Origin of the sequence: Streptomyces sp. NPDC005402, assembly GCF_040606575.1 — a bacterium.
Taxonomy (GTDB): Bacteria; Actinomycetota; Actinomycetes; order Streptomycetales; family Streptomycetaceae; genus Streptomyces.
Window position 1 is genome coordinate 130190 of record NZ_JBEXFB010000008.1, and the last position, 19557, is coordinate 149746.

At 73.4% G+C, this 19557-nt stretch carries 18 protein-coding genes; 7 read left to right on the forward strand and 11 right to left on the reverse strand.

The annotated features are described in order from the left end of the window. Positions 1 to 82 precede the first annotated feature (82 nt). Positions 83 to 2650, forward strand: coding sequence for a CHAT domain-containing tetratricopeptide repeat protein (locus ABZT02_RS17690; RefSeq protein ID WP_356019006.1), 2568 nt, complete (start codon positions 83 to 85; stop codon positions 2648 to 2650). 97 nt (positions 2651 to 2747) lie between these two features. On the opposite strand, the gene ABZT02_RS17695 is transcribed toward ABZT02_RS17690, so the two are convergent. After that, on the reverse strand, positions 2748 to 4784 hold the full coding sequence (locus ABZT02_RS17695; protein WP_356018788.1) for a LuxR C-terminal-related transcriptional regulator: 2037 nt from the start codon (positions 4782 to 4784) through the stop codon (positions 2748 to 2750). Between the two features lie 95 nt (positions 4785 to 4879). Between ABZT02_RS17695 and ABZT02_RS17700 the strand changes: the two genes are divergently transcribed. Beyond that, positions 4880 to 5965 (forward strand): M12 family metallopeptidase, encoded by a 1086-nt coding sequence (locus tag ABZT02_RS17700; protein WP_356018790.1) that lies wholly within the window; start codon positions 4880 to 4882, stop codon positions 5963 to 5965. A gap of 108 nt (positions 5966 to 6073) precedes the next feature. Here ABZT02_RS17700 and ABZT02_RS17705 read toward each other — a convergent pair whose 3' ends face one another. Then, positions 6074 to 6550, reverse strand: a complete 477-nt coding sequence (locus ABZT02_RS17705) for a GNAT family N-acetyltransferase (RefSeq protein WP_356018791.1) — start codon at positions 6548 to 6550, stop codon at positions 6074 to 6076. 8 nt (positions 6551 to 6558) lie between these two features. Then, positions 6559 to 7539, reverse strand: coding sequence for a transcriptional regulator (locus tag ABZT02_RS17710; protein WP_356018792.1), 981 nt, complete (start codon positions 7537 to 7539; stop codon positions 6559 to 6561). 96 nt (positions 7540 to 7635) lie between these two features. On the opposite strand from ABZT02_RS17710, the gene ABZT02_RS17715 reads away from it, so the two are divergent. Beyond that, positions 7636 to 8004, forward strand: coding sequence for a hypothetical protein (locus tag ABZT02_RS17715; protein WP_356018793.1), 369 nt, complete (start codon positions 7636 to 7638; stop codon positions 8002 to 8004). Positions 8005 to 8087: 83 nt separating this feature from the next. Here the strand turns inward: ABZT02_RS17715 and ABZT02_RS17720 are convergent, their stop codons facing one another. The 3 genes from ABZT02_RS17720 to ABZT02_RS17730 form a co-directional block, all read right to left on the reverse strand. Next, entirely contained in the window at positions 8088 to 8954 is an 867-nt protein-coding gene (locus ABZT02_RS17720) for a glutathione S-transferase C-terminal domain-containing protein (protein ID WP_356018794.1), read from the reverse strand. A gap of 100 nt (positions 8955 to 9054) precedes the next feature. Continuing rightward, positions 9055 to 9177 carry a putative leader peptide gene (locus tag ABZT02_RS17725; RefSeq protein WP_356018795.1) on the reverse strand — a complete coding sequence of 41 codons (123 nt, stop codon included), beginning with the start codon at positions 9175 to 9177 and terminating at the stop codon, positions 9055 to 9057. Positions 9178 to 9293: 116 nt separating this feature from the next. After that, positions 9294 to 11006, reverse strand: coding sequence for an IlvD/Edd family dehydratase (locus ABZT02_RS17730; protein WP_356018797.1), 1713 nt, complete (start codon positions 11004 to 11006; stop codon positions 9294 to 9296). A gap of 50 nt (positions 11007 to 11056) precedes the next feature. Here ABZT02_RS17730 and ABZT02_RS17735 point away from each other — a divergent pair, with 50 nt between their 5' ends. The 4 genes from ABZT02_RS17735 to ABZT02_RS17750 all read left to right on the forward strand — a co-directional run bounded on the left by ABZT02_RS17735 (position 11057) and on the right by ABZT02_RS17750 (position 14195). Next, a complete protein-coding gene (locus ABZT02_RS17735) occupies positions 11057 to 11581 on the forward strand; it encodes a helix-turn-helix domain-containing protein (RefSeq protein ID WP_356018798.1) in 525 nt (174 codons plus the stop codon). 26 nt (positions 11582 to 11607) lie between these two features. Next, positions 11608 to 12624 (forward strand): alcohol dehydrogenase catalytic domain-containing protein, encoded by a 1017-nt coding sequence (locus ABZT02_RS17740; RefSeq protein WP_356019007.1) that lies wholly within the window; start codon positions 11608 to 11610, stop codon positions 12622 to 12624. Between the two features lie 74 nt (positions 12625 to 12698). Next, on the forward strand, positions 12699 to 13298 hold the full coding sequence (locus ABZT02_RS17745) for an acyltransferase (RefSeq protein WP_356018799.1): 600 nt from the start codon (positions 12699 to 12701) through the stop codon (positions 13296 to 13298). Positions 13299 to 13496: 198 nt separating this feature from the next. Continuing rightward, positions 13497 to 14195 carry a phosphatase PAP2 family protein gene (locus ABZT02_RS17750; protein ID WP_356018800.1) on the forward strand — a complete coding sequence of 233 codons (699 nt, stop codon included), beginning with the start codon at positions 13497 to 13499 and terminating at the stop codon, positions 14193 to 14195. Positions 14196 to 14202: 7 nt separating this feature from the next. Here ABZT02_RS17750 and ABZT02_RS17755 read toward each other — a convergent pair whose 3' ends face one another. Genes ABZT02_RS17755 through ABZT02_RS17775 form a run of 5 tightly spaced genes read right to left on the reverse strand, consistent with a single transcriptional unit; the run spans position 14203 to position 19555 of the window. Then, positions 14203 to 15537, reverse strand: coding sequence for a glutamate-1-semialdehyde 2,1-aminomutase (locus tag ABZT02_RS17755; protein ID WP_356018802.1), 1335 nt, complete (start codon positions 15535 to 15537; stop codon positions 14203 to 14205). 7 nt (positions 15538 to 15544) lie between these two features. After that, positions 15545 to 16096: a dTDP-4-dehydrorhamnose 3,5-epimerase family protein gene (locus ABZT02_RS17760; protein WP_356018803.1), complete on the reverse strand. Its 552-nt coding sequence runs from the start codon at positions 16094 to 16096 to the stop codon at positions 15545 to 15547. Continuing rightward, on the reverse strand, positions 16093 to 17325 hold the full coding sequence (locus ABZT02_RS17765) for a polysaccharide pyruvyl transferase family protein (protein WP_356018804.1): 1233 nt from the start codon (positions 17323 to 17325) through the stop codon (positions 16093 to 16095). Before ABZT02_RS17765 ends, ABZT02_RS17760 begins: the two co-directional genes overlap by 4 nt. Beyond that, positions 17322 to 18269, reverse strand: coding sequence for a glycosyltransferase family A protein (locus ABZT02_RS17770; RefSeq protein ID WP_356018805.1), 948 nt, complete (start codon positions 18267 to 18269; stop codon positions 17322 to 17324). Before ABZT02_RS17770 ends, ABZT02_RS17765 begins: the two co-directional genes overlap by 4 nt. Beyond that, entirely contained in the window at positions 18266 to 19555 is a 1290-nt protein-coding gene (locus ABZT02_RS17775) for a hypothetical protein (protein ID WP_356018806.1), read from the reverse strand. The genes ABZT02_RS17770 and ABZT02_RS17775 overlap by 4 nt, the downstream gene beginning before the upstream one ends. Between the last annotated feature and the right edge of the window lie 2 nt (positions 19556 to 19557).

Here is a 19557-nt window from a genome sequence, read left to right on the forward strand (position 1 = left end):
CAAACCGGTGTGGCCTGCCACCTGGGCCACTACCATCCTTTGAGTGACAGCGGGAAGCGACCAGGTTCTCGAACTTCTGCCGATGGTGTTCGCCGCGCCCAACCAGGCGCTGGCGAGGGCGGAGGAGGTACTCGGCGCGGATCCCTCACCGCTGCACGCCTCCGTCGCCCACCAGGTGATCGGCATCTGGCAGCGGGACTGGGGCGACCTGCGGATCGCCCTGGACCATCTGCGCCGCGCCCGCGATCTCGCGGCGCGCTCGGAGTCGGCGGACCGGGAGGCGGACGTGCTGGCCGCGTACGGGGTGGCGCTGGTGCACGCGGGGCGTACCCGACAGGGTCTCGCGGCGCTGGAGCGGGGTGTCGAGGTCGCCAGCGGGCACACACGCGCGCGCGTCCTGTTCCGCCGGGCCTACGCGTCCTGGGTGCTGGGGCATCACCGGGCGGCGCTGGAGGACGTACGGCGGGCGGTTCCGGTCCTGCGGCAGGCGGACGACGTGATCTGGACGGCGCGGGCACTGACCCTGCGGGCCACCGTGCATCTGGCGCTCGGCGCGGTGGAGCGGGCGGACGCCGACTTCGCGGCGGCGGAGGCGCTGTGGGACACCACGGGCCAGGAGCACGACAAGGCCGACGCCGTGGAGAGCCGGGGCCTTGCCGCGTACCGGTCCGGGGACATTCCCGCCGCGCTGCGACTGCTCGACGAGGCACAGGAGCGGTACGCCAAGCTCGGCACACCGACGTTCATGCTCACCATCCGGCGCTGCGAGGTCCTGATGGCCGCGGGTCTCGCCCCGGAAGCGCTCGCGGAGGCGGACGCGGCGATCAAGGTGCTCGACGGGATCGGCGGGCAGTCCACCCTCAAGGCGGAGCTGTTGCTCGCCGCCGCGCGGGCGGCCAGGCACACGGGTGACGCGCACACCGCGATCGCGCGCGCCGACATGGCCGTACGGCTGTTCGCCGGACAGCGGCGCACCTGGTGGGAAACGCATGCCCGGCTGGTGCTGATCGAGGCGCGGGTCGCCGCCGGGCGCGGCTCGGGCCGGCTGGTCGCGGACGCGGCCGCGGTGGCCGACCGGCTGGCCTCCTTCGGCGCGCCGGCCGCCCCGGAGGCCTCGCTGCTGGCGGGCCGGATCGCGCTCGGTCTGGGGTGGCGGGAGGACGCCCGACGGCATCTGGAAGTGGCCGCCCGCAGCCGGCGCAGCGGGCCGCCGCTGGCGCGGATGACGGGCTGGGCGGCGCGGGCGCTGTGGGCGCGGGCCGTGGGCTCCGACCGGCAGGTCCTGGAGGCCTGCCGGCGTGGCCTCGACGTGCTCGACGATCACCGTACGACCCTCGGCGCCTCGGAACTGCGGGCCCGGGCCACCGCGCAGGGCGCCGAGCTCGCCGGACTTGCCGCGGAGGCCTCGCTCGCGTCGGGCGGGCCGCGGCGGCTGCTGGTGTGGAGCGAGCGCTGGCGGGCCACCGTGCTGTCCGCGCCGCCGACCCGCCCGCCGGCCGACCCGGCACTGCTCAGCGACCTCACCGCCTTCCGTGAGATAGCGGCCCGCGCGGAGGAAGCCCGGATGGAGGGCAGGCCGGTGCCGACGCTGGAGCGTGAACAGCGGCGCCTGGAACGGGAGATCCGCTCCCGCACCCTCCACATGCGCGGCGACGCTCCCGGTGACGGTTACCGGTTCGACCCCGGCAGGCTGCTGGAACGGCTCGGTGACGACGTACGGCTGGTCGAACTAGCCGTGCTGGACGGGCGGGTCCAGGTGCTGCTGTGCGCGCGGGGGCGGGTGCGGCGGTTCGAGGCCGGACCGCTGGCCGACGCCGAGCGCGAGGCCGAGCACGTCCAGGCGGGGCTGCGGCGGCTCGCGCACCCCGGCGCGGAGGCCAGGCTTCCGGTCGTGGAGGCGGCAGGGCGGCGGCTGGAGGAGTTGCTGCTCGGGCCGGCCGCGGCGCAGCTCGGCTCCGGACCGGTCGTGGTGGTGCCGCCGGGGCGGCTGCACCGGGTGCCGTGGGCGCTGCTGCCCTCGCTGCGTGAGCGGGTGTTCAGTGTGTCGCCGTCGGCGAGCAGCTGGCTGCGGGCGCGGGAGACCACGCCGCCACCGAGCGGACGGCAGGTCCTCGTCCGCGGGCCGGGCCTCGCGACCGGGGGCGCCGAGGTGCCCGAACTGGCCGGACGCCACGGCTCCGCGACCGTCCTGGAGTACGACGACGCGCGCGTGCCGCGGGTACTGGAGGAACTGGACGGGGCTGCGCTGGCGCACATCGCCGCGCACGGCACGTTCCGTGCGGACAGCCCGTTGTTCTCGGCGTTGCGGATGGCCGACGGCCCGCTCATCGTCCACGACTTCGAGCGCCTGGACCGCAGCCCGTACCGGATCATCCTGTCCTGCTGCGACACCGCCCGGTTCGCCTCCGTCGGCGCGGACGAACTGCTCGGCCTGGTCACCGCGCTGCTGCCGCTGGGTACGGCGGGAGTGGTGGCGTGCAGTGCGCCGGTCAACGACGAGGCGGTGGTGCCGTTGATGCTCGCGCTGCACAAGGGGCTGAGCGCGGGAGCCTCCATGGCGGAGGCATTGCGTGACGCTCGGGCCTCGCTGCCGGGGGACTCGGTGCACCGGGCGACGGGGTGGGCGTTCTCGGCGTTCGGGGCGGCGTGAGAGGTGTGTGTGTGCCCGGTGGTGCGGGTGATGTGTGGGGCGGCCTGACCCCTCCCCCGAATACTGGGGGTCAGACCGCCCCGGTCCGGTGTCCGGCTCAGGCCGGCTGGGCCTCCGGCAGCTCCACCAGGCACGGCAGGGCGTCGCGGTCGCTCGCGCCGAGGCGGGCGTACGCGCCGTAGAGGTGGTTGCCGACGGTACGGACGGACAGGGTGAGTTTCTCCGCGATCTGGCGGTTGCTCAGGCCGGCGGCCGCGAGGGTGACGATCTGCCGCTGGCGGGCGGTGAGTTCGCCGAGGACAAGACCCGACAGGGCCGGGGTGCGGGCGCCCTGGCAGCGCCGGGCCAGGGCGACGGCCCGGGTACGTGAGGTGCGGGCGGCGCTCGGGTCGCGGTGCGCGCCTGCGGCCTGGGCGTACGCCTCCGCCGCGAAGAGCAGGAAACCGCGCTCCTCCAGGGCCTGGGCGGCACGGTCGAGGGCGGGCCCGTCCCCCTGGGCCAGCGCCTCGGCATGGGCGGCGAAGACACCGGTCAGGCGACCGACGGCCCCGTCGGGCACACCGAGCCGGACGGCGTCGTACGGCTCCTCAGCGACCGTGCCGAGAGCCGCGTCGAGGTCGCCGCGGGCGGCGGCCCACCAGGTGGCCGCCGAACCGCCCGCGACCTCCCGCGAGTTGGCCGCGCCGCGTGGCCGGGTCGGGGGCGCGGCGAGTCGGGGGCTGCTGGAGCCGGGGGTGGCCGCGGCAGCTCGGGGGGTGCTGGAGTCGATGAGGGGCACAGGAGAGTGGAGGGGGCCGGACTCTGCGGGGGGCACGGGAGGGTGCAGGGCGCCGGGCTCGACGAGGGCCGCGGACCAGTCACCACGGGATCCGGCCGAAGACTCGGCGCAGTGGTCGGTGTCCGCCGGCGCCGCATGTTCCGGATGCCCCGACTGTGCTGAGGCCAGGGCGAGTTCGAGGCGGCAGGCCGGGTCGTCGGCGGCTGCCCGCAGTCCCTCCCTCGCCCAGGCCGCGGCCTCCCGCAGTTCCCCCCGCAGGCGTGAGAACCGTGCGCGTACGGCGGCGTGCCGGGCCGGTACGCCGGTGCCCTCGTCCAGGAGCCACTCCCCCACCGGGGACGGGACGGCTCGTACGTCCGTCTCGGCGATCGCCCGGGCCAGCGTGGCCGTCTCGGCCTCCAGGGCGGCCGCGCAGCCGGCCGGGGTGCGGGCCAGACGGCGGGCCCGCAGGCGTCCGGCGGCGGCTCGCAGCACCGGGCCGTGGAGGGGGTGGGCGAGGCGGGTGGCGCCCTGCTCGTCGACGTGGACCAGGCCGTCGGCCTCCAGCGCTTCGAGGGCGCCGAGGTCGAGCGTGTCGGCGTCCAACGGGAGCGGCTCGCCGAAAGCCAGGCGGTCCAGGGTCTCCCGCTCGCCGGGGCCGGTGCGGTCGAGGAGGTGCGCGGTGCGCTCGCGCAGGCTCGCGGTGATCGGCACCGGGCCGCGCCACTCCCACTCGGCCGAGTCCGGGACCCGGTGCAGCAGCCCCCGCTCGCGCACCGCGTCCACCAGCTCGCGCAGCAGCCGCAGATCGCCCCGGCACAGGCGGTACAGCCGGTTGACGGTGAGGGTCGCGAGACCGCCCGTGCCGGTCGCGAGCAGCTGCGCGGTCTCCTCGCGGGGCAGCGGTGCCAGGGCGAGGCGCGGCAGGAGCTCTCCGGTCCAGAGACGGGAGATCGCGCCCGGTGACCGCGGGCCGTCGGTGGCGACGACCAGGAGTCGGGTGCGGCCGTGCACCGTGAGCTGGTGGACCAGGGCCGCCGAGGCGTCGTCCAGCAGATGGGCATCGTCGACGAGCAACAGCCGTACAGTGGACAGGAGTTGAACCGCTCGGTGCAGGGACACGGTCTCCGGCAGCAGGTGCGCGAAGGCGGCGAAGGGGAGCCCGCGAGCCTCGGGCGTGCCCACCGCCCGGGCGTGGTCGCTGCCGCGTACGGCCTCCGTGACGAGCCGGGTCTTGCCCCGGCCCGCGGGACCGGTCACCACGATGCCGTGCCGTCCGCCGGCCACCGACCTGCGGACCAGCTCGAGTTCGTCCTCCCGCCCGGTGAACGGCCAGGGCAGCTCAAGGGTCTTCGCGTCCCGTTCAAAAGTCGTCACGGAAGCAAGAGCAGCGCTACTCAGTCCTGATACAGGGGGACTTGAGTAGCCCCCGACTCAGGCGCCCCGAGACGCCGGACGGCACGCTGAACCCCATGACCGCACGCTACTGCTCCCTCGCGCAGCAGTCGGCACCGGCGTTTGCCCCGGGGCTGGCCGCCGAGCGGCTGAGTGCGCTCATCGGCGGCAGCCGGATGTGGGTCAACAGCACGGTCCTGCACTACTGGTTCTTCGACGGCGACGCCGACGGGTCGGTCATTGCCGTTCCGGGGACCGGGCAGTCCCGCCGGGTGTCGTGGGTCGGCGCCAAGGAGCAGCGGGACGTGGTGCGCGAGTGCTTCCAGGAGTGGCAGGACCTCGGGATCGGGGTGCGCTTCACCGAGGTCGGCGACCGTTCGGAGGCGGAGCTGCGCATCGGGTTCCAGCTCGACGACGGCTCCTGGTCGGCCGTGGGCAAGGACGCGCTCGCGGTCGGTCTGAACGAACGCACCATGAACTTCGGCTGGGACCTGACCGCGCCCGGGGAGCGCGGGACGGCCCTGCACGAGATCGGGCACGCGCTCGGCATGCTGCACGAGCACCAGAGTCCGTTCGCCGGGATCCACTGGGACGACGAGGCCGTCCACGCCGATCTGGCGGGCCCGCCGAACTTCTGGAGCCGGGACCGGACGTTCTTCAACATCCTGCGCAAGCTGCACCCGGACGAGGTCAACAGCCCCGTCTGGGATCCGCAGTCGATCATGGAGTATCCCTTCGAGGCGGGGCTGGTCCTGGAGCCGGAGCAGTACCGCGCGGGCCTCAACCCGCCCGGCACCCTGTCGGCCGCCGACAAGGAGTACGTCCTGCGCCGGTACCCGCCGACCGAGCAGGTCCGGACGCCGGAGCTGGTGCCCTTCCGGTCCGCGCCGCTGGGGCTCGGACCGGGTGAGCAGGCAGACTTCACCGTGGAACCGCCGGAGACCCGCGAGTACACCGTGGGCACCTTCGGCGACGGCGACACCGTCGTCGTGGTCTTCGAGGAGCGGGACGGGGAACCCCGCTACCTCTGCGGCCGGGACGACGCGGGCACTCCGCACAACGCCACGCTCAGGGCCCGTCTCGTGAAGGGCCGCCGCTACTTCGTCCGTGTGCGCCTGTACTCCGCGTGGGGGTCGGGGGAAACCGCGGTCATGTGCTGGTGACAGCACAGAGGGGCCGCACGGACGAGGCTGGACCACTGTCCGGCGCCGGGGGAATGGCCGGTGCACGTCACCTTCGGGGGAGGGAGACGTGCACCGGCCACGGGGCGTTCAGCGGAGGTCGCGAGGGTGGTCGGCATCCCGGGACGGGAGCTCCCGCGTGAAGACGACACGGGCGCGGCCGGGACCGTCGTAGTCCTCCACCACTCGGTCGTCGAAGCCGAGGCTGCGGTGGAAGGCGATGGAGCCCTCGTTGGTGACCGAGGTGATCGCCTTGAGGCGGACCGCTCCCTGGCGGCGGGCGGTCTCGGTGAAGGCGTCGTAGAGGGTACGGCCGAGGCCGGTGCCGCGGGTGTCGTCGCGGGTGGCGATCAGGTGGACGTATCCGGTGCGGTCGGGGGTGACGAATCCGAAGAGGTAGCCGCGGATGCCGTCCTCGGCTCGGGCGACCAGACAGGTGGAGCCGAACTCCTGCACCAGCGCGGTGAGATGAAGGGCGCGAAGGTCACGCTCGCCCCAGTAGCGGGCGTGGTCCTCCAGGAGCTGGTGGAGGTCGCCGACATCGGCGAGGTCGATACGGACGGCCATGGCGTCGATCATGGCATGGAGTCGGGCGAGTCCCGGTAGCGGGCGGCCGTGCGGCGCGCGGTCTCCGCCAACTCCGCGCGGACGTCGGCCGGTTCGAGGACCTCGGCGTCGGGGCCGAAGCCGAGCAGACGGCGGCAGGCGGCCTGCCGGTCGTCGAAGTGGAGGATCAGGCGGTGCCGGCCGGGCTCGTCCGGATCGACGGTCGCCCGGGCCGCCGACGCCGTGTCACCGAGCACCTGCGGCAGTGCGGCGAGGCCTGCCGGTGTCAGGCGTACGGTGACCGGGAGCTGGTCCAGGCTCGCCTCGAACTCGGCGGTCCAGCGGGCCCAGTAGGCCGACAGATCGAAGTCGGCGGGGCGGGTGAAGGACTCGGGCAGGAGTTCCGCCTCCGTGATCCTCGACGCGCGGTGTGCGCGAATGCCCCGGTCGGACCGGACGATCAGATACCAGACGCCCGCCTTCGCGACGAGGCCCAGGGGGTCCACCGTTCTCGTCGCTCCGCAGCGGCTCGCGTGAGCCAGGCGCAACCGCCTGTCCCGTCGTACGGCATCGACGAGCACGGGCAGGTGCGGAACCGGCTCCGGTGGCTTGAACCAGGCCTGGGTGTCGATGTGGAAGCGGCTCGCCGTGGTGTTCGCCTGCTCGCGGCCCGCCGCCGGCAGTGCTGCCAGGAGTTTCAGGCGCGCCTGAGCCAACGCGTCGCCCAGCGCGATCCGTTCCAGGGGCCCGCTTCCGGAGGCGGCCGCCAGCAGCGCCGTCGCCTCCTCCGCGCTGATGCCGAGCAGCGGACTGCGCCAGCCCTCCAGGAGACGGCAGCCGCCGCCGGGCCCCCCGCTCGCCACCACCGGGACGCCCGCCGCGCTCAGCGCCTCCAGGTCCCGGTAGACGGTACGGACCGACACCTCCAGCTCCGCGGCCAGTTGACGTGCCGTCTGCTGCCCGCGGGACTGCAGGCTGAGCAGGAGGGACAGCAGCCGGTCCGCTCGCATCGGGCGATCACCTCATCGACGTATGGCTGACAAAGGATGTCAGTCATCCGGCCGTAGCGTCACCCGTGAAGCCCCCGATCAGCAGGGAGACAGCACGTGATCACCGGATACGTCATCGGCGAGAGCCTCCGGCCCGGCGCGGTGTTCGCGCCGCGCGGGTTGCGGCTGCGGAAGGTCAGCAGGGTCGAGGTCGACGGGGCGAGCGATGCGCAGCCGCCCGTGTGGACCCTCGTCGAGTGGGAGACCGACGGCGTGGACGTCGGAGCGCTCGCGGACGCGTTGGCGCAGGCTCTGGAACCCGAGAACGGCTGGTACGCCGACTTCACGGCCGGGGACGAGCGCGTGGTCGTCTTCGCGGGCAAGGTGTTCCGCTGCCGGCACGGCGACCAGGCGGGCCGCGCCGAAGCGGTGGCGTACGGGCGGTCGGTGGGTACGCCCGAGCATCAGCTCGACTGGGAGGAGTGACCGCGCTTCCGCCGCAGCGGCCCGCCGCCGCATCGCGCGGGATCTACCGGTGTCACTCACTGCCGGTCCGTCAGGCGGAACGGTCAGGGCGTGCGGGCGGTGTGCGCGGCCCAGTCCAGGATCTGTACGGCGGCCCCGGCGGCTTCCAGGCCCCGGCAGTGGGCGTGGTGTCGGCGGGCGATGCCGTCGAGGTCGAGGTGTGCGCCGAAGGCCGGGTGGGCGGTCAGACGGCGGGCGTAGGCCCACAGGGTGGGGTGGTCGGCGATGCGCTGCACCGCGGCGGCGTCGAGGTGGTCGCGGTGCACGGTGTCGAGTTGGACCAGCGCGACCCACAACTCGACGTCGGCGGCCGTGAGGTGATCGCGGATCAGGTACGCGCGCCCCGGCAGCCAACGCTCCAACGAGCCCAAGGTGTCCAGCAGTCGTTCCAGCGCGGCGGCACGGTTCGCGTCGTCGCCGCCGGCCGATCCGGCCTGCTGTGCGGCCTGCTCGATGACCCCGCCCATCCGCTCGACGGCCTCGGTCTCCGACTCCGCACCGCACGGGTACAGCGCCGGACGGCCGCCGCCGAAGTGCCGGGCGAGGTCGCGGATGATGTCGGCGGCGTGGGTGCTGACGATCCGCCCCGACCAGTCGTCGCTGAGCACCGGCGCGACGGCCGCGCCGGTGTACCGGTGCGCGCTGGCCTCGTACAGCGGGCGCAGCGCGGAATGTCCTCCGTCCGGACCGTCGGGGACCGGGTCCAGGAAGGTCACGGGACAGACGTCGTCGAGGCCGAGCAGGCTGTGCACGACGGCGATGCGCAGACCGTCCGCACAGGCGGCGGCCAGGTGGAGCCGGTAGCGGCGCGGCACGGCGTAGTGCCCACTGCGCGCGTCCTGTCCGATCCGGCCCCGGAAGGCGGGGACGGAGTGGGTGGCGGGGACGTGGGCGAGCGATGTGACGGACATGGGTCTCCCCGGGGTGTCGGTGCGCAGACGTACGCGCGGCGGAAGCGTCGTCGGGCCGAAGGTGCGGGCCAGGACAGGGAGGGGGTGACTGCGGCCGGGCTCAGCCCGGGGGCCTGATCGCGCTGCAGACGCGCAGCAGATCGATGTGACGGCGGGAGGTCAGAAGAGGCGAGGACGGAGGTGTACGGCTCACTCGGCCGACGGCCGGTTCAACGCGCCCCATGTTTCCCTACCTGTTCACTAGGATTCCCGTCTGGAGTGTCGATCGGGCCGGGGCGCACGTCAAGAGGGCGTCCACGAGGTGGGCACGGGCGGGACCCCCGTCCGACGTCCTCCTGGTCAGTGCGACTCGCGGCTGACCTCCGAGCCGCTGGAGCCGACGAGGAAGTCCAGGTCGGCACCCTTGTCGGCCTGTTGGACGTGGTCGACGTACAGCCGCTCCCAGCCTCGCCTCGGGTTGGCGAAGCCCTCCACGGTGGCCGCGTTCGGGGTGCGGGCGGCGAGTTCGTCGGCGGGCACCTCCAGGTCGATGCGGCGGGCCTCGACGTCGAGGCTGATGACATCACCGGTCCGCACGAGGGCGAGCGGGCCGCCCGCCGCCGCCTCCGGGGCCACGTGCAGGACGACCGTGCCGTACGCGGTGCCGCTCATCCGGCCGTCGCAGACGCGGACCATGTCGCGCACGCCCTGCTCCAGCAGTTTGGTGGGCAGCGGCATGTTGGCCACCTCGGGCATGCCCGGGTAGCCCCTGGGTCCGCAGCCACGCAGGACCAGGACGGAGTCCGCGTCGACGTCCAGGTCCGGGTCGTCGACGCGGGCGTGGAAGTCCTCGATGCTGTCGAAGACGACCGCCCGGCCCCGGTGGCGCAGCAGATGCGCGGAGGCGGCCGCGGGTTTGATCAGCGCTCCGTCGGGGGCCAGGCTCCCGCGCAGGACGGCGATGCCGCCCTCCTCGACGAGAGGCCGGGCCCGGGTCCTGATCACCTCGGCGTCCCAGATCGGGGCGTCGGTGAGATGGTCCACGAGCGGCTTGCCCGTCACGGTCAGCGCGTGCGGGTCCAGGAGGTCGGCGACCTCGCGCAGCACGGCGAGCAGGCCGCCGGCCCGGTGGAAGTCCTCCATGAGGAAGCGCCCTGCGGGCTGGAGGTCCACCAGGACCGGTACCCGGGAGCCGATGCGGTCGAAGTCGTCCAGGGTCAGTTCGATGCCCAGCCGGCCCGCGATGGCGAGGAGGTGGACGACGGCGTTGGTCGAGCCCCCGATCGCGGCCAGCGCCACGATCGCGTTGTGGAAGGAGCCCTTGGTCAGGAAGGTGCTCGGGCGGCGGTCGCCGGACACCAGCTCCACCGCGAGGCGTCCGGTGCCGTGCGCGGCCTCCAGCAGCCGGCTGTCGGGAGCGGGGGTGCCGGCCACCCCGGGGACGACCGTGCCCAGCGCCTCGGCGACCAGCGCCATCGTCGAGGCGGTGCCCATGGTGTTGCAGTGCCCGCGACTGCGGATCATCGACGACTCGGAGCGGGTGAACTGCTCCTGGGACAGGGTTCCGGCGCGGACCTCCTCCGACAGCCGCCACACGTCCGTGCCGCAGCCCAGCGGGGTGCCGCGGAAGGTGCCGGTCAGCATCGGCCCGCCGGGCACGACCACGGCGGGCAGGTCCACCGAGGCGGCGGCCATCAGCAGGGACGGGATCGTCTTGTCGCAGCCGCCCAACAGGACCACGCCGTCGAGGGGGTTGGCCCGCAGCATCTCCTCGGTGGCCATCGCCGCCATGTTGCGCCAGAGCATGGCCGTGGGCCGCACGTTGGTCTCGCCCAGCGACACCACGGGCAGGTCGAGGGGGATGCCACCGGCCTCGTACACGCCGTCGCGGACGGACCTCGCCACCTCGTCCAGGTGCGCGTTGCAGGGCGTGAGGTCGGAGGCGGTGTTGGCGATGGCGATCTGGGGCCGGCCGGTGAAGGCGTCGGCCGGGACTCCCCGGCGCATCCAGGCCCGGTGGATGTAGGCGTTGCGGTCCTGTCCCGCGTACCACTGTGCGCTGCGAAGGCCCATCGCTCGGCTCTTTCCGGTCATCGGTACGGCGGTCTACTATCCGGAACGCGATGCAGCATACGCAGGCGTTCCCCGCTTCGACAGCCTCCGCCCCGCACGGCGCGGAGAGTGACCGGCTCGTGGGATCGGACCGGGTACCGGCCGTGCTCAGGGAACTCGCCCGGCGTCCGGACGGGGTGACGTTCGACGAGCTCAAGCGGGCGATCGGCAGCCCGAAGCCGACCGTGCACCGGGCTCGGGCCACCCTGCGCCGGCCGGTCCGGCGGTCGGCCAGGACTCCGGCGGCCGCGGATCCGCTCGGCGACGGGTTCCTTCGGATGGCCTTCGCCCATCACGAGGGCCGTCCCGAACGGGTGCGCGTGCGCCCGCTGTTGGAGAGGGCGAGCAACGTCTTTCCGGCTCCGGTCGCGTCGGCGAGCACCCCTGACGCCTTACGACGACGGGTCGGTGAGGTGTCCCTCGAAGGCACGGTGAGCGTCAGCGGGCCGATGCACCTCCCTCCCCCGCGGACGCTGGTCGACGCGGTCGAGGAGATCCGTGACGCGCTCGGCCCCCTGAAGGAGCCTCTTCGTTGAACGTCCCCTCAGCGACGGGCCGGAAGATGCGCGCCTTCGTCCTCACGGCCCCGGGCGAGTTCGCGGTCCAGGAGGTGCCCGCACCCGTCGCCACTCCCGGTGAGGTCGTCGTCGACGTCGAGCGGGTCGGCGTGTGCGGCACCGATCTGGAGTTCTTCACAGGGGCCATGGCCTATCTCCACCAAGGACACGCCGCCTATCCGATGCGACTGGGCCACGAGTGGGCCGGGCAGGTGCGGGCGGTCGGCGCCGGGGTCGATCCCGGCTGGGTCGGGCGCCGGGTCATGGGCGACACCATGCTCGGCTGCGGGACCTGCCGCCGCTGCCGGCGCGGGCGGCAGCATGTGTGCGAGGAGCGCGAGGAGGTGGGCATCCGGGGCGGCCGAGCGGGCGCCTTGGCCGAACAACTCGCCGTCCCCGCGAGTTCGTTGCACGTTCTGCCCGACTCCGTGGACCCGGTGCTCGGCGCCCTCGTCGAGCCGGGCGGAAACGCCCTGCGGGCCGCACGGGCCACCGGTGCGGGGCCCGGCGACCGGGTCCTGGTGCTGGGGCCGGGCACCATCGGTCTGCTGGTCGCGCTGTTCGTCCGGGCCGCCGGTGCGGAGGTGCACCTGATGGGCGCCACCGAGGACTCCCTCGCCTTCGCGCGTTCACTGGGCTTCCCGCACGCCTGGCGCGAGGACTCGCTGCCGGGCCTGCCGTTCGACGCCGTCGTGGACGCCACCAACGCGGCCCATCTTCCCGCCCTGGCCCAGGAGTTGGTCGAGCCGGGCGGTCGGCTCGTGTACATCGGGCTGGCAGGCGGGCCCAGCAGGATCGACACCCGCGCGCTCGTCCTGAAGGACGTGACGGCGGTCGGCGTCCTGTCGGCCTCCCCCGGGCTCGACGCCACCATCAGGGCGTACGCCGAGAAGGTCGTCGACCCGAGGCCACTCGTGGCCGCCACCGTCGCGCTGGACGAGATCGGCGCCGTACTCGCGGGCGAGCGCCCGCCCGGCGCCGGTCCTGGCCCGAAGATCCACGTCGATCCCGGCCTGCTGTGAGCCCGTCCGGGCGGGGGACACCGTCGGCATGCTCGACGACCGGACATGTTCGACGAGACGAAGGGTTGAGCCCGGTGAACGTCAAGGTGCAGCCGACCGCCCAGGTCGACGGGACGGCGGTGATCGGCGAGGGGACGACCGTCTGGGATCTGGCCCAAATCCGCGAGAACGCCCGGCTGGGGAGCGGGTGCATCGTGGGCCGGGGCGCCTACGTCGGCCCCGGGGTGCGCATCGGCGACAACGTGAAGCTCCAGAACTACGCGCTGGTCTACGAGCCCGCCATGCTCGGCGACGGGGTGTTCGTCGGACCGGCCGCGGTCCTCACCAACGACCGCTTCCCCCGGTCGGTGGACCCGGAGGGCAGGCTGAAGCGCGGCGGCGACTGGGAGACCGTGGCGGTGGAGGTGGCCGAGGGGGCGTCCCTGGGGGCCCGTTCGGTGTGTGTGGCACCGGTCCGCGTCGGCCGCTGGGCCTTGGTCGCGGCGGGCGCCGTGGTGACCAGGGACGTACCGGACTTCGCGCTGGTGGCCGGCGTTCCCGCGCGCCGGATCGGCTGGGTCGGCCGGGCCGGCGTCCGGTTGGTCGGGCGGGACGGCGAGCCGGGCGGCTGGCAGTGCCCGGAGTCGGGTGCGCTGTACGACGAGGAGGACGGCCACCTCGTCGAGCGCGTATGACGCCCGTTGCCACGAAGACGTGCGGCAACGTTCTGAGCCACCCGTCGACGGCCTCCGCGGTGGCGGTGCCGCCGATGCAACCGGCCGGCCACGGTTGACTGTGCCGTCCGATAGCGTGTCGCCCGTGATCACGGGCGAGATCAAGGGCAAGGTGGATCGGTTCTGGGATGCGTTCCGGCCCCCGGACACGGTGAGCGCGTGACCGGCCGGCCGACGCCCGCGGTGCTGCCCCCGTCGCTGCGCGCGCGGCTCGGGCTGGTCGCGGCCCTCGCCGCGCTGGTGGTCGTCGTGCTCGGGGTCCTGTACGCCGGCCACAGCCGGCCCGGCAGGGTGGACAGATGGATCATCCCGCCGACGGCGGACAGTGTGCGGCCTCCGTGGCGGCACGTCGCCACGGCTCTGGACTTCTTGGGAGAGCCCGCCGGATCGGTGCTGCTGGTCATGGTCGTCGTGGCGGGCTGCCTGCTGCTTCGGCGTCCCCGCGCGGCGGTGCTCGTCGTCGTCGGCGCCGCCGTGGCCGTGGGGACGGCGACGCTGCTCAAGCATCTGGTGGGGCGCACCATCCACGGCGCCGACAACCTGTCCTATCCGAGCGGGCACACCGCCTTCTTCACCGCACTCGCCCTCGTCGTGGCGCTGCTCGCGGCCGACCGGCTCGGCCTCGGCAGGACGGCCGGCACATCACTCGTGCTCTGCGCGGCGCTCCTGGCCGGCGCCGCGATGGGATGGGCGGAGGTCGCCCTGGGCGCGCACTATCCGACCGACGCGCTCGGTGGCTGGTGCACCGCGCTGGCGGTGATTCCGGCGACCGCGTGGCTGGTCGACCAGACGGCTGACCGGATGACCGCCCGGTCGGGCGATCGGACGGCCGGCGCCGGTCAGCGGGAGCCTCGCTGACGTCACGTCACGCCGAGCGCCGGAATACAGGCTTCACGGGTCGTCCGCCCACCCAGGGGGTGGGGTCGGCGGCGTCCAGTGCCTTCCGGTACACCGCGCACGCCTGGGCCACGACGTCGACGGTGTGATCGATGTCGGCGTCGCTGAGCGCGCTGCTCACCACGAACGACGGGGCCAGCACCCCGCCCGCGAGGAGCCGGCGCAGGAACAGGGTGCGGTACTCCTGCGACGGCTGCCCGTTCTCGTCGAGGGTGGCGAAGACCAGGTTGCTGGCCCGGCCCCGGACGACGATGTGCTCACCGACGCCCATGCCGGCGGCCGCGTCGCGGACACCGGCGGCCAACCGCTCGCCGAGGGTGTGCAGCCGCGCGGTGACTCCCTCTTCGGCGTAGGTGGTCTGCACGGCCATCGCGGCGGCCAGCGAGTGCGTCTCCGCACCGTGCGTGGTGGACAGCAGGAACACCCGGTCCCCGGAGTGGCGCAGCCCGCCCCGCTCCATCAGGTCGCGGCGCCCGGCCAGTGCGGAGACGGCGAATCCGTTGCCCAGCGCCTTGCCGAACGTGGAGAGGTCGGGGACTACGCCGTACAGGCCCTGGGCGCCCGCCTCGGACCAGCGGAAGCCGGTGATCATCTCGTCGAAGATCAGTACGCAGCCGTGCCGGTCGGCCAGTTCGCGCAGGCCGGCGAGGTAGCCGGGCGGCGGCTCGGTGTGGGTGGCGGGTTCGAGGATCAGACAGGCGATCTCGTCCTGGTACCGGGTGAGCAGTTCCTCCGTGGCGGCCAGGTCCCCGTAGGGGAACGCCACGGTGAGCTCGTTGGTCGCCGCCGGAATGCCGGCGGACATCGGTGTGGTGCCGATGAACCAGTCGTCGGTGGAGAAGAACGGGTGGTCGGCGCAGAGGGCCACCCGCGGGCGCCCGGTGGCGGCGCGGGCGAGGCGTACCGCCGCGGTGGTGGCGTCGGAGCCGTTCTTCGCGAACTTCACCATCTCGGCGGTCGGCACCGTGGCCAGGAAGCGTTCCGCGGCTTCGACCTCCACGATGGACGGCCGGACGAAGTTGCTGCCGCGGTCGATCTCCCGCCGCACCGCCTCGGTCACGCGAGGGTGGGCGTGCCCGAGGCTGACCGACCGCAGGCCGGACCCGTACTCGATGTACCGGTTGCCGTCGACGTCCCATACGTGGGCACCGCGGCCGTGGCTGATGACGGGGGCCAGGTCCTCGGGGTACTGGTCGTCGCCCTTGGCGTAGGTGTGCGCGCCCCCGGGGATCAGGGCGTGCAGCCGTTCGTTTGCCTGCCGTGACCGGGGCAGACGGAGCTGTTCGGTGTCTTCGGTGGTCACGCAGACCTCAACTCTCTGTTTGCTGCAGGACCTTGGCGAGGCTCGGCGCCTCCCGGTCCCGCTGGGACATCGACGTGACCGGCAGCGGCCAGGGAATGGCGAGCTCCGGGTCGTCGAAGGCGATCGTCACGTCCTCGGACGGATCGTGCTGACGATCGATACGGTAAGAGGTGTCTGCGATTTCGGTAAGAGCCTGGAAGCCGTGCGCGCACCCCGCCGGGATGTACAGGGTCGTCTGTGTCTCGCCGGACAGCTCGAAGAAGGCCCGGTTCCGGTACGTCGGCGAGCCCGGCCGCAGGTCCACGACGACGTCGAAGATCCGCCCGTACGAGCACCGCACCAGCTTGGCCTCGCCGGCGCCGGAGCGCAGGTGCATGCCGCGCAGCACGCCCCGGACCGAGCGGGAGACGCTGTCCTGGACGAAGGCGTGCGGGTCGAGGCCCACCGAGCGGACCACGTCGACGTCGAAGGTGCGGCAGAAGAAGCCGCGTTCGTCGGCGTACGGAGTGGGCTGGAAGAGGTACGCGCCGGCGATCTCCGGGACTTCGGTCGCTTTCATGGAGCCTTCCGCGGGGTGTGGGCGTGGGAGTGCGCCGGGAAGAGGTTCGTGGTCAAGGCGGTGAACTGCTGGGCGAGTTGCTGTTGGACGACCTGGTTGCGCTCGGCGAGGGTCTGCCGTAGCTCCACCGCGTGCTTCTCCAGGTCCCGGAACTGTTCGAGCAGCCGGTCGGCGTCGACTTCGCGTGCCGGGTGGCAGTACGCGCCGAGGCCCATCCGGTCCATGACGGCATCGCTCTTCGCCGCATAGCAGAGGGCGAGCACGGGCGTTCCGGTCTTCAGCGCGCAGATCAGGTTGTGGTAGCGGACGGCCACGACGGTGTCGGCGGCCGCCATCTCGTTCATCAGGTCGGCGAGTGAGGCCGGTTCGGCCGCGGTGACCAGCGGTGAGTCGACGGCGTCGAGGATCGCGGCGACCACCGACAGATCGCACCGGTCACCGGTGAGGAGCCGGACCGGTCTGCCCTCCGCGACGAGCGCGCGGACGAACGTGATCGTCCCGTCGAGGTAGCGCCGGTATATCTCCTCGGCCCGGGCGCGGTCGTCGTTGCCTCCGTGGAAGTCCATGACGCCCAGGCAGACCGGGCCCGGTGTCCCGGTGGGCTCGCTCGCCCGCGGCGCGGGCAGCGAGAACGCGAGGTCCGGGTAGACCTCGTCGCCCGCGGTGTTCACGCCCATCGCCCGCATCGCGTCGCGGGACTGGGTGTCCCGGTACGAGCGGTACGCGGCGAGCCGAGCCGACCAGCGCACCAGGGCACGGGTCGGCCGGTTGCGGATCTCGGCGGCGCCGACGCTGACCAGCGCGACCCGGGTGCCGAGCAGCCGGCCGCTCGCGCAGAGCAGGAGCAGCGAGTAGGGGAAGCCCCACGGCCGCAGCGGCAGGGTGGCCTCCAGGACGCCCATGCCCGGCACGATCACCACGTCGTGCCGGCGGACCCAGGCGGCGGTGCGGAAGGCGTCGACGAGTTTGCCCACGCCCTTGCCCGCGATCGCCGCCGCGCGTGACGCGGTCCGGTACTCCCCGCGGTACCAGTGCAGCCGTGTCGCGGGGATCCCGAACGTGGCCGTCACCGCCCCGGGTCCGCCGCACAGTGCGTCCACGCTCGCGTCCGGGTGCTCGGCGCGCAGGTATCCGAGGACGGCCTCGAGTGATCCGTCGTTGCCGAGGTTGCCGGAGCCGAGCAGGCCGAACACCCCGACGCGTGCCGGGGTTTCGTCCGCTGACGTCATGCCTGCCTCCCCTCCCGGCCCGCGACGAGGGCGTCGACGGAGACGGTCAGCTTGGCCGGGTCGACCGGGGCGCGGTCCTCGACCCGCTCGCCGGCACCCGGCCGGACCCGGCTGGTCATCCATGCAGCCAGGTGGCGGTAGCACTCGCGCCGGTCGGCCGGGGACAGCGGGGCCCGCCGGATCGCCGAGGCGAAGCCCCAGACGTACTCGGCGAGCAGCCGGGGCGTCGGGTGCAGCAGGCCGGCCCGGCGCGGGTCCAGGTTGACGCACCGGGAGCGCTTGGACGGGTTCGCCCGCTCGGCCCGGTTGGGGTGGTCGCGGCGGAAGTACAGGAGTTCCGGCACCTGGTGGAAGCGCCCGTGCAGGGTGATCTCCGCGACGTAGGTGCGGTCCGCGTGGTGGTAGCTGTCCATCGGTTTCACCCGGCGCAGCACGTCGGTCCGCATCACCCCGTAGAAGTCGTCGCCACCGGGCTCGAACAGCAGACTGCGGAAGCGGTCCGGTGCGTGCGGCGAGTCGGTGGCGAGCGTGTACTCGTAGGGGACCTTCACCTGGCCGTCGCCGTCGATGACCGCCTGGTCGGTGTGCGCGAGGATCACGTCCGGCCGCTCGTCCAGCGCCTCGATGCAGCGCCGCAGCAGGTCACGGCCGTAGAGGTCGTCGTGCGAGGCCCACTTGAACAACTCGCCGCGTGCTTCGTCGAGCACACGGTTGTGGTTCGGCGTGGCGCCGATGTTCCGGAGCAGCCGGACGTACCGGATGCGTGCGTCCTGCGCGGCGTACTTGCGGCAGATGTCCTCGGTTCCGTCGGTCGAGGCGTTGTCGGAGATGACCAGCTCGAAGTCCTCGTAGGTCTGGCCGAGCAGCGCGTCGAGCGATTCCGCCAGGTACTCCTCGCCGTTGTACACGGGCAGGCCGATGGTCAGCCTGGGTTGGGCGGTCATGAGGTCCTCACTTCGGGAATGGGGTTGTGGCGGTGCTCGCGCAGGGCGGACCGCAGGTGCAGCCACCACACGGCCGAGCCGCTGACGGTCGCGGCGGCGACGCCCCAGGCCGAGCCGACCGTGCCGGCGAGTGCGGCCCCGCCGAGACCGCCGCTGACGTAGCAGACGGAGGCGAACAGCTGGGAGCGCAGGCTGCGGCGGGCGGCACCGAGCGCGCGCAGTCCGGCCGCCGCGCCGGTGCCGAGGCCCGCGCCCGCGACGCTGAAGGTGATCGGCACGATGAGGTGCGAGGAGGAGTGCCAGACGCTGCCGAGCAGGAGGTCGCCGAGCCGGTTCGGCAGCAGCAGCAACGAGCCGCCCCACAGCAGCGCGGCGGCGGCCTGTCCACCGCCCAGCAGAAGGCAGAACTTGCCGAGGCGGTGCGGGGACTGCCGCAGCACCCGGGCCGCCTCCGGGACGGTGACCAGCGACAGTCCCATCAGGACGGCGAGGAAGGGGCCCATCAGAAGCTCGGCACCCCGCACCGCGCCCACCGCGCCGACCCCGACGATCGCGCCGAGCCCGTAGGCCCGCAGTTGGCTCGCGCCGCTGAGGCTGACGTTCTCGACCAGGTACCGGTAGCCGAGATCGCGCTGCTCGCGAAGCCACCCGCGCGCCTCGGTCATCCGGGGCCGGATGCCGGACTGGACGCAGCCGTACGCGGCGGCCACCACGGCGGACGCGCCCCAGGCCAGCACGAAGGCGCCCACGGTGTCCACGTGGGCCGCCGCCACCAGGGCCGGGACGAGTGCCACGCACCACACCACGTCGTTGACGAAGGCCTTCCGCCCGTTGCCCGCGGCGAAGAACGAGAACCGCCAGGCGTCCTGCAGCAGCAGCCCCGGCAGCATGACGCCCAGGCAGGCGAAGGCGGCCCCCAGCCGGCCGCCGAGAGCCAGTCCGGTCACCAGGGACACCGCGCCGATGGCGGTACCGACGCCGAGTGCCGTACCCGTCGACCGGGCCACCGCCCCGCGCCAGGAGGCCTCCGCCACGCCGCTGAAGCGCACCACTAGCGGATCGGTGGCCAGGCCGCGGGAGACGTTGAGCACCACGCCGTAGGTCACCCAGGCGAGGCTGAACACGCCGAACGCGGTCACCCCCAGTGAGCGGGCCACGTAGATGCCCACCGCGAAGTTGGAGATGCTGGAGGCCGCCTGGTCGGCCAGTCCCCAGGACAGCCGGCCGACAAGGGCCCGCTTGGCGGATCCGGCCGCCGCCGTCGTCTGCTCCTTCTCGGTGGTCATCG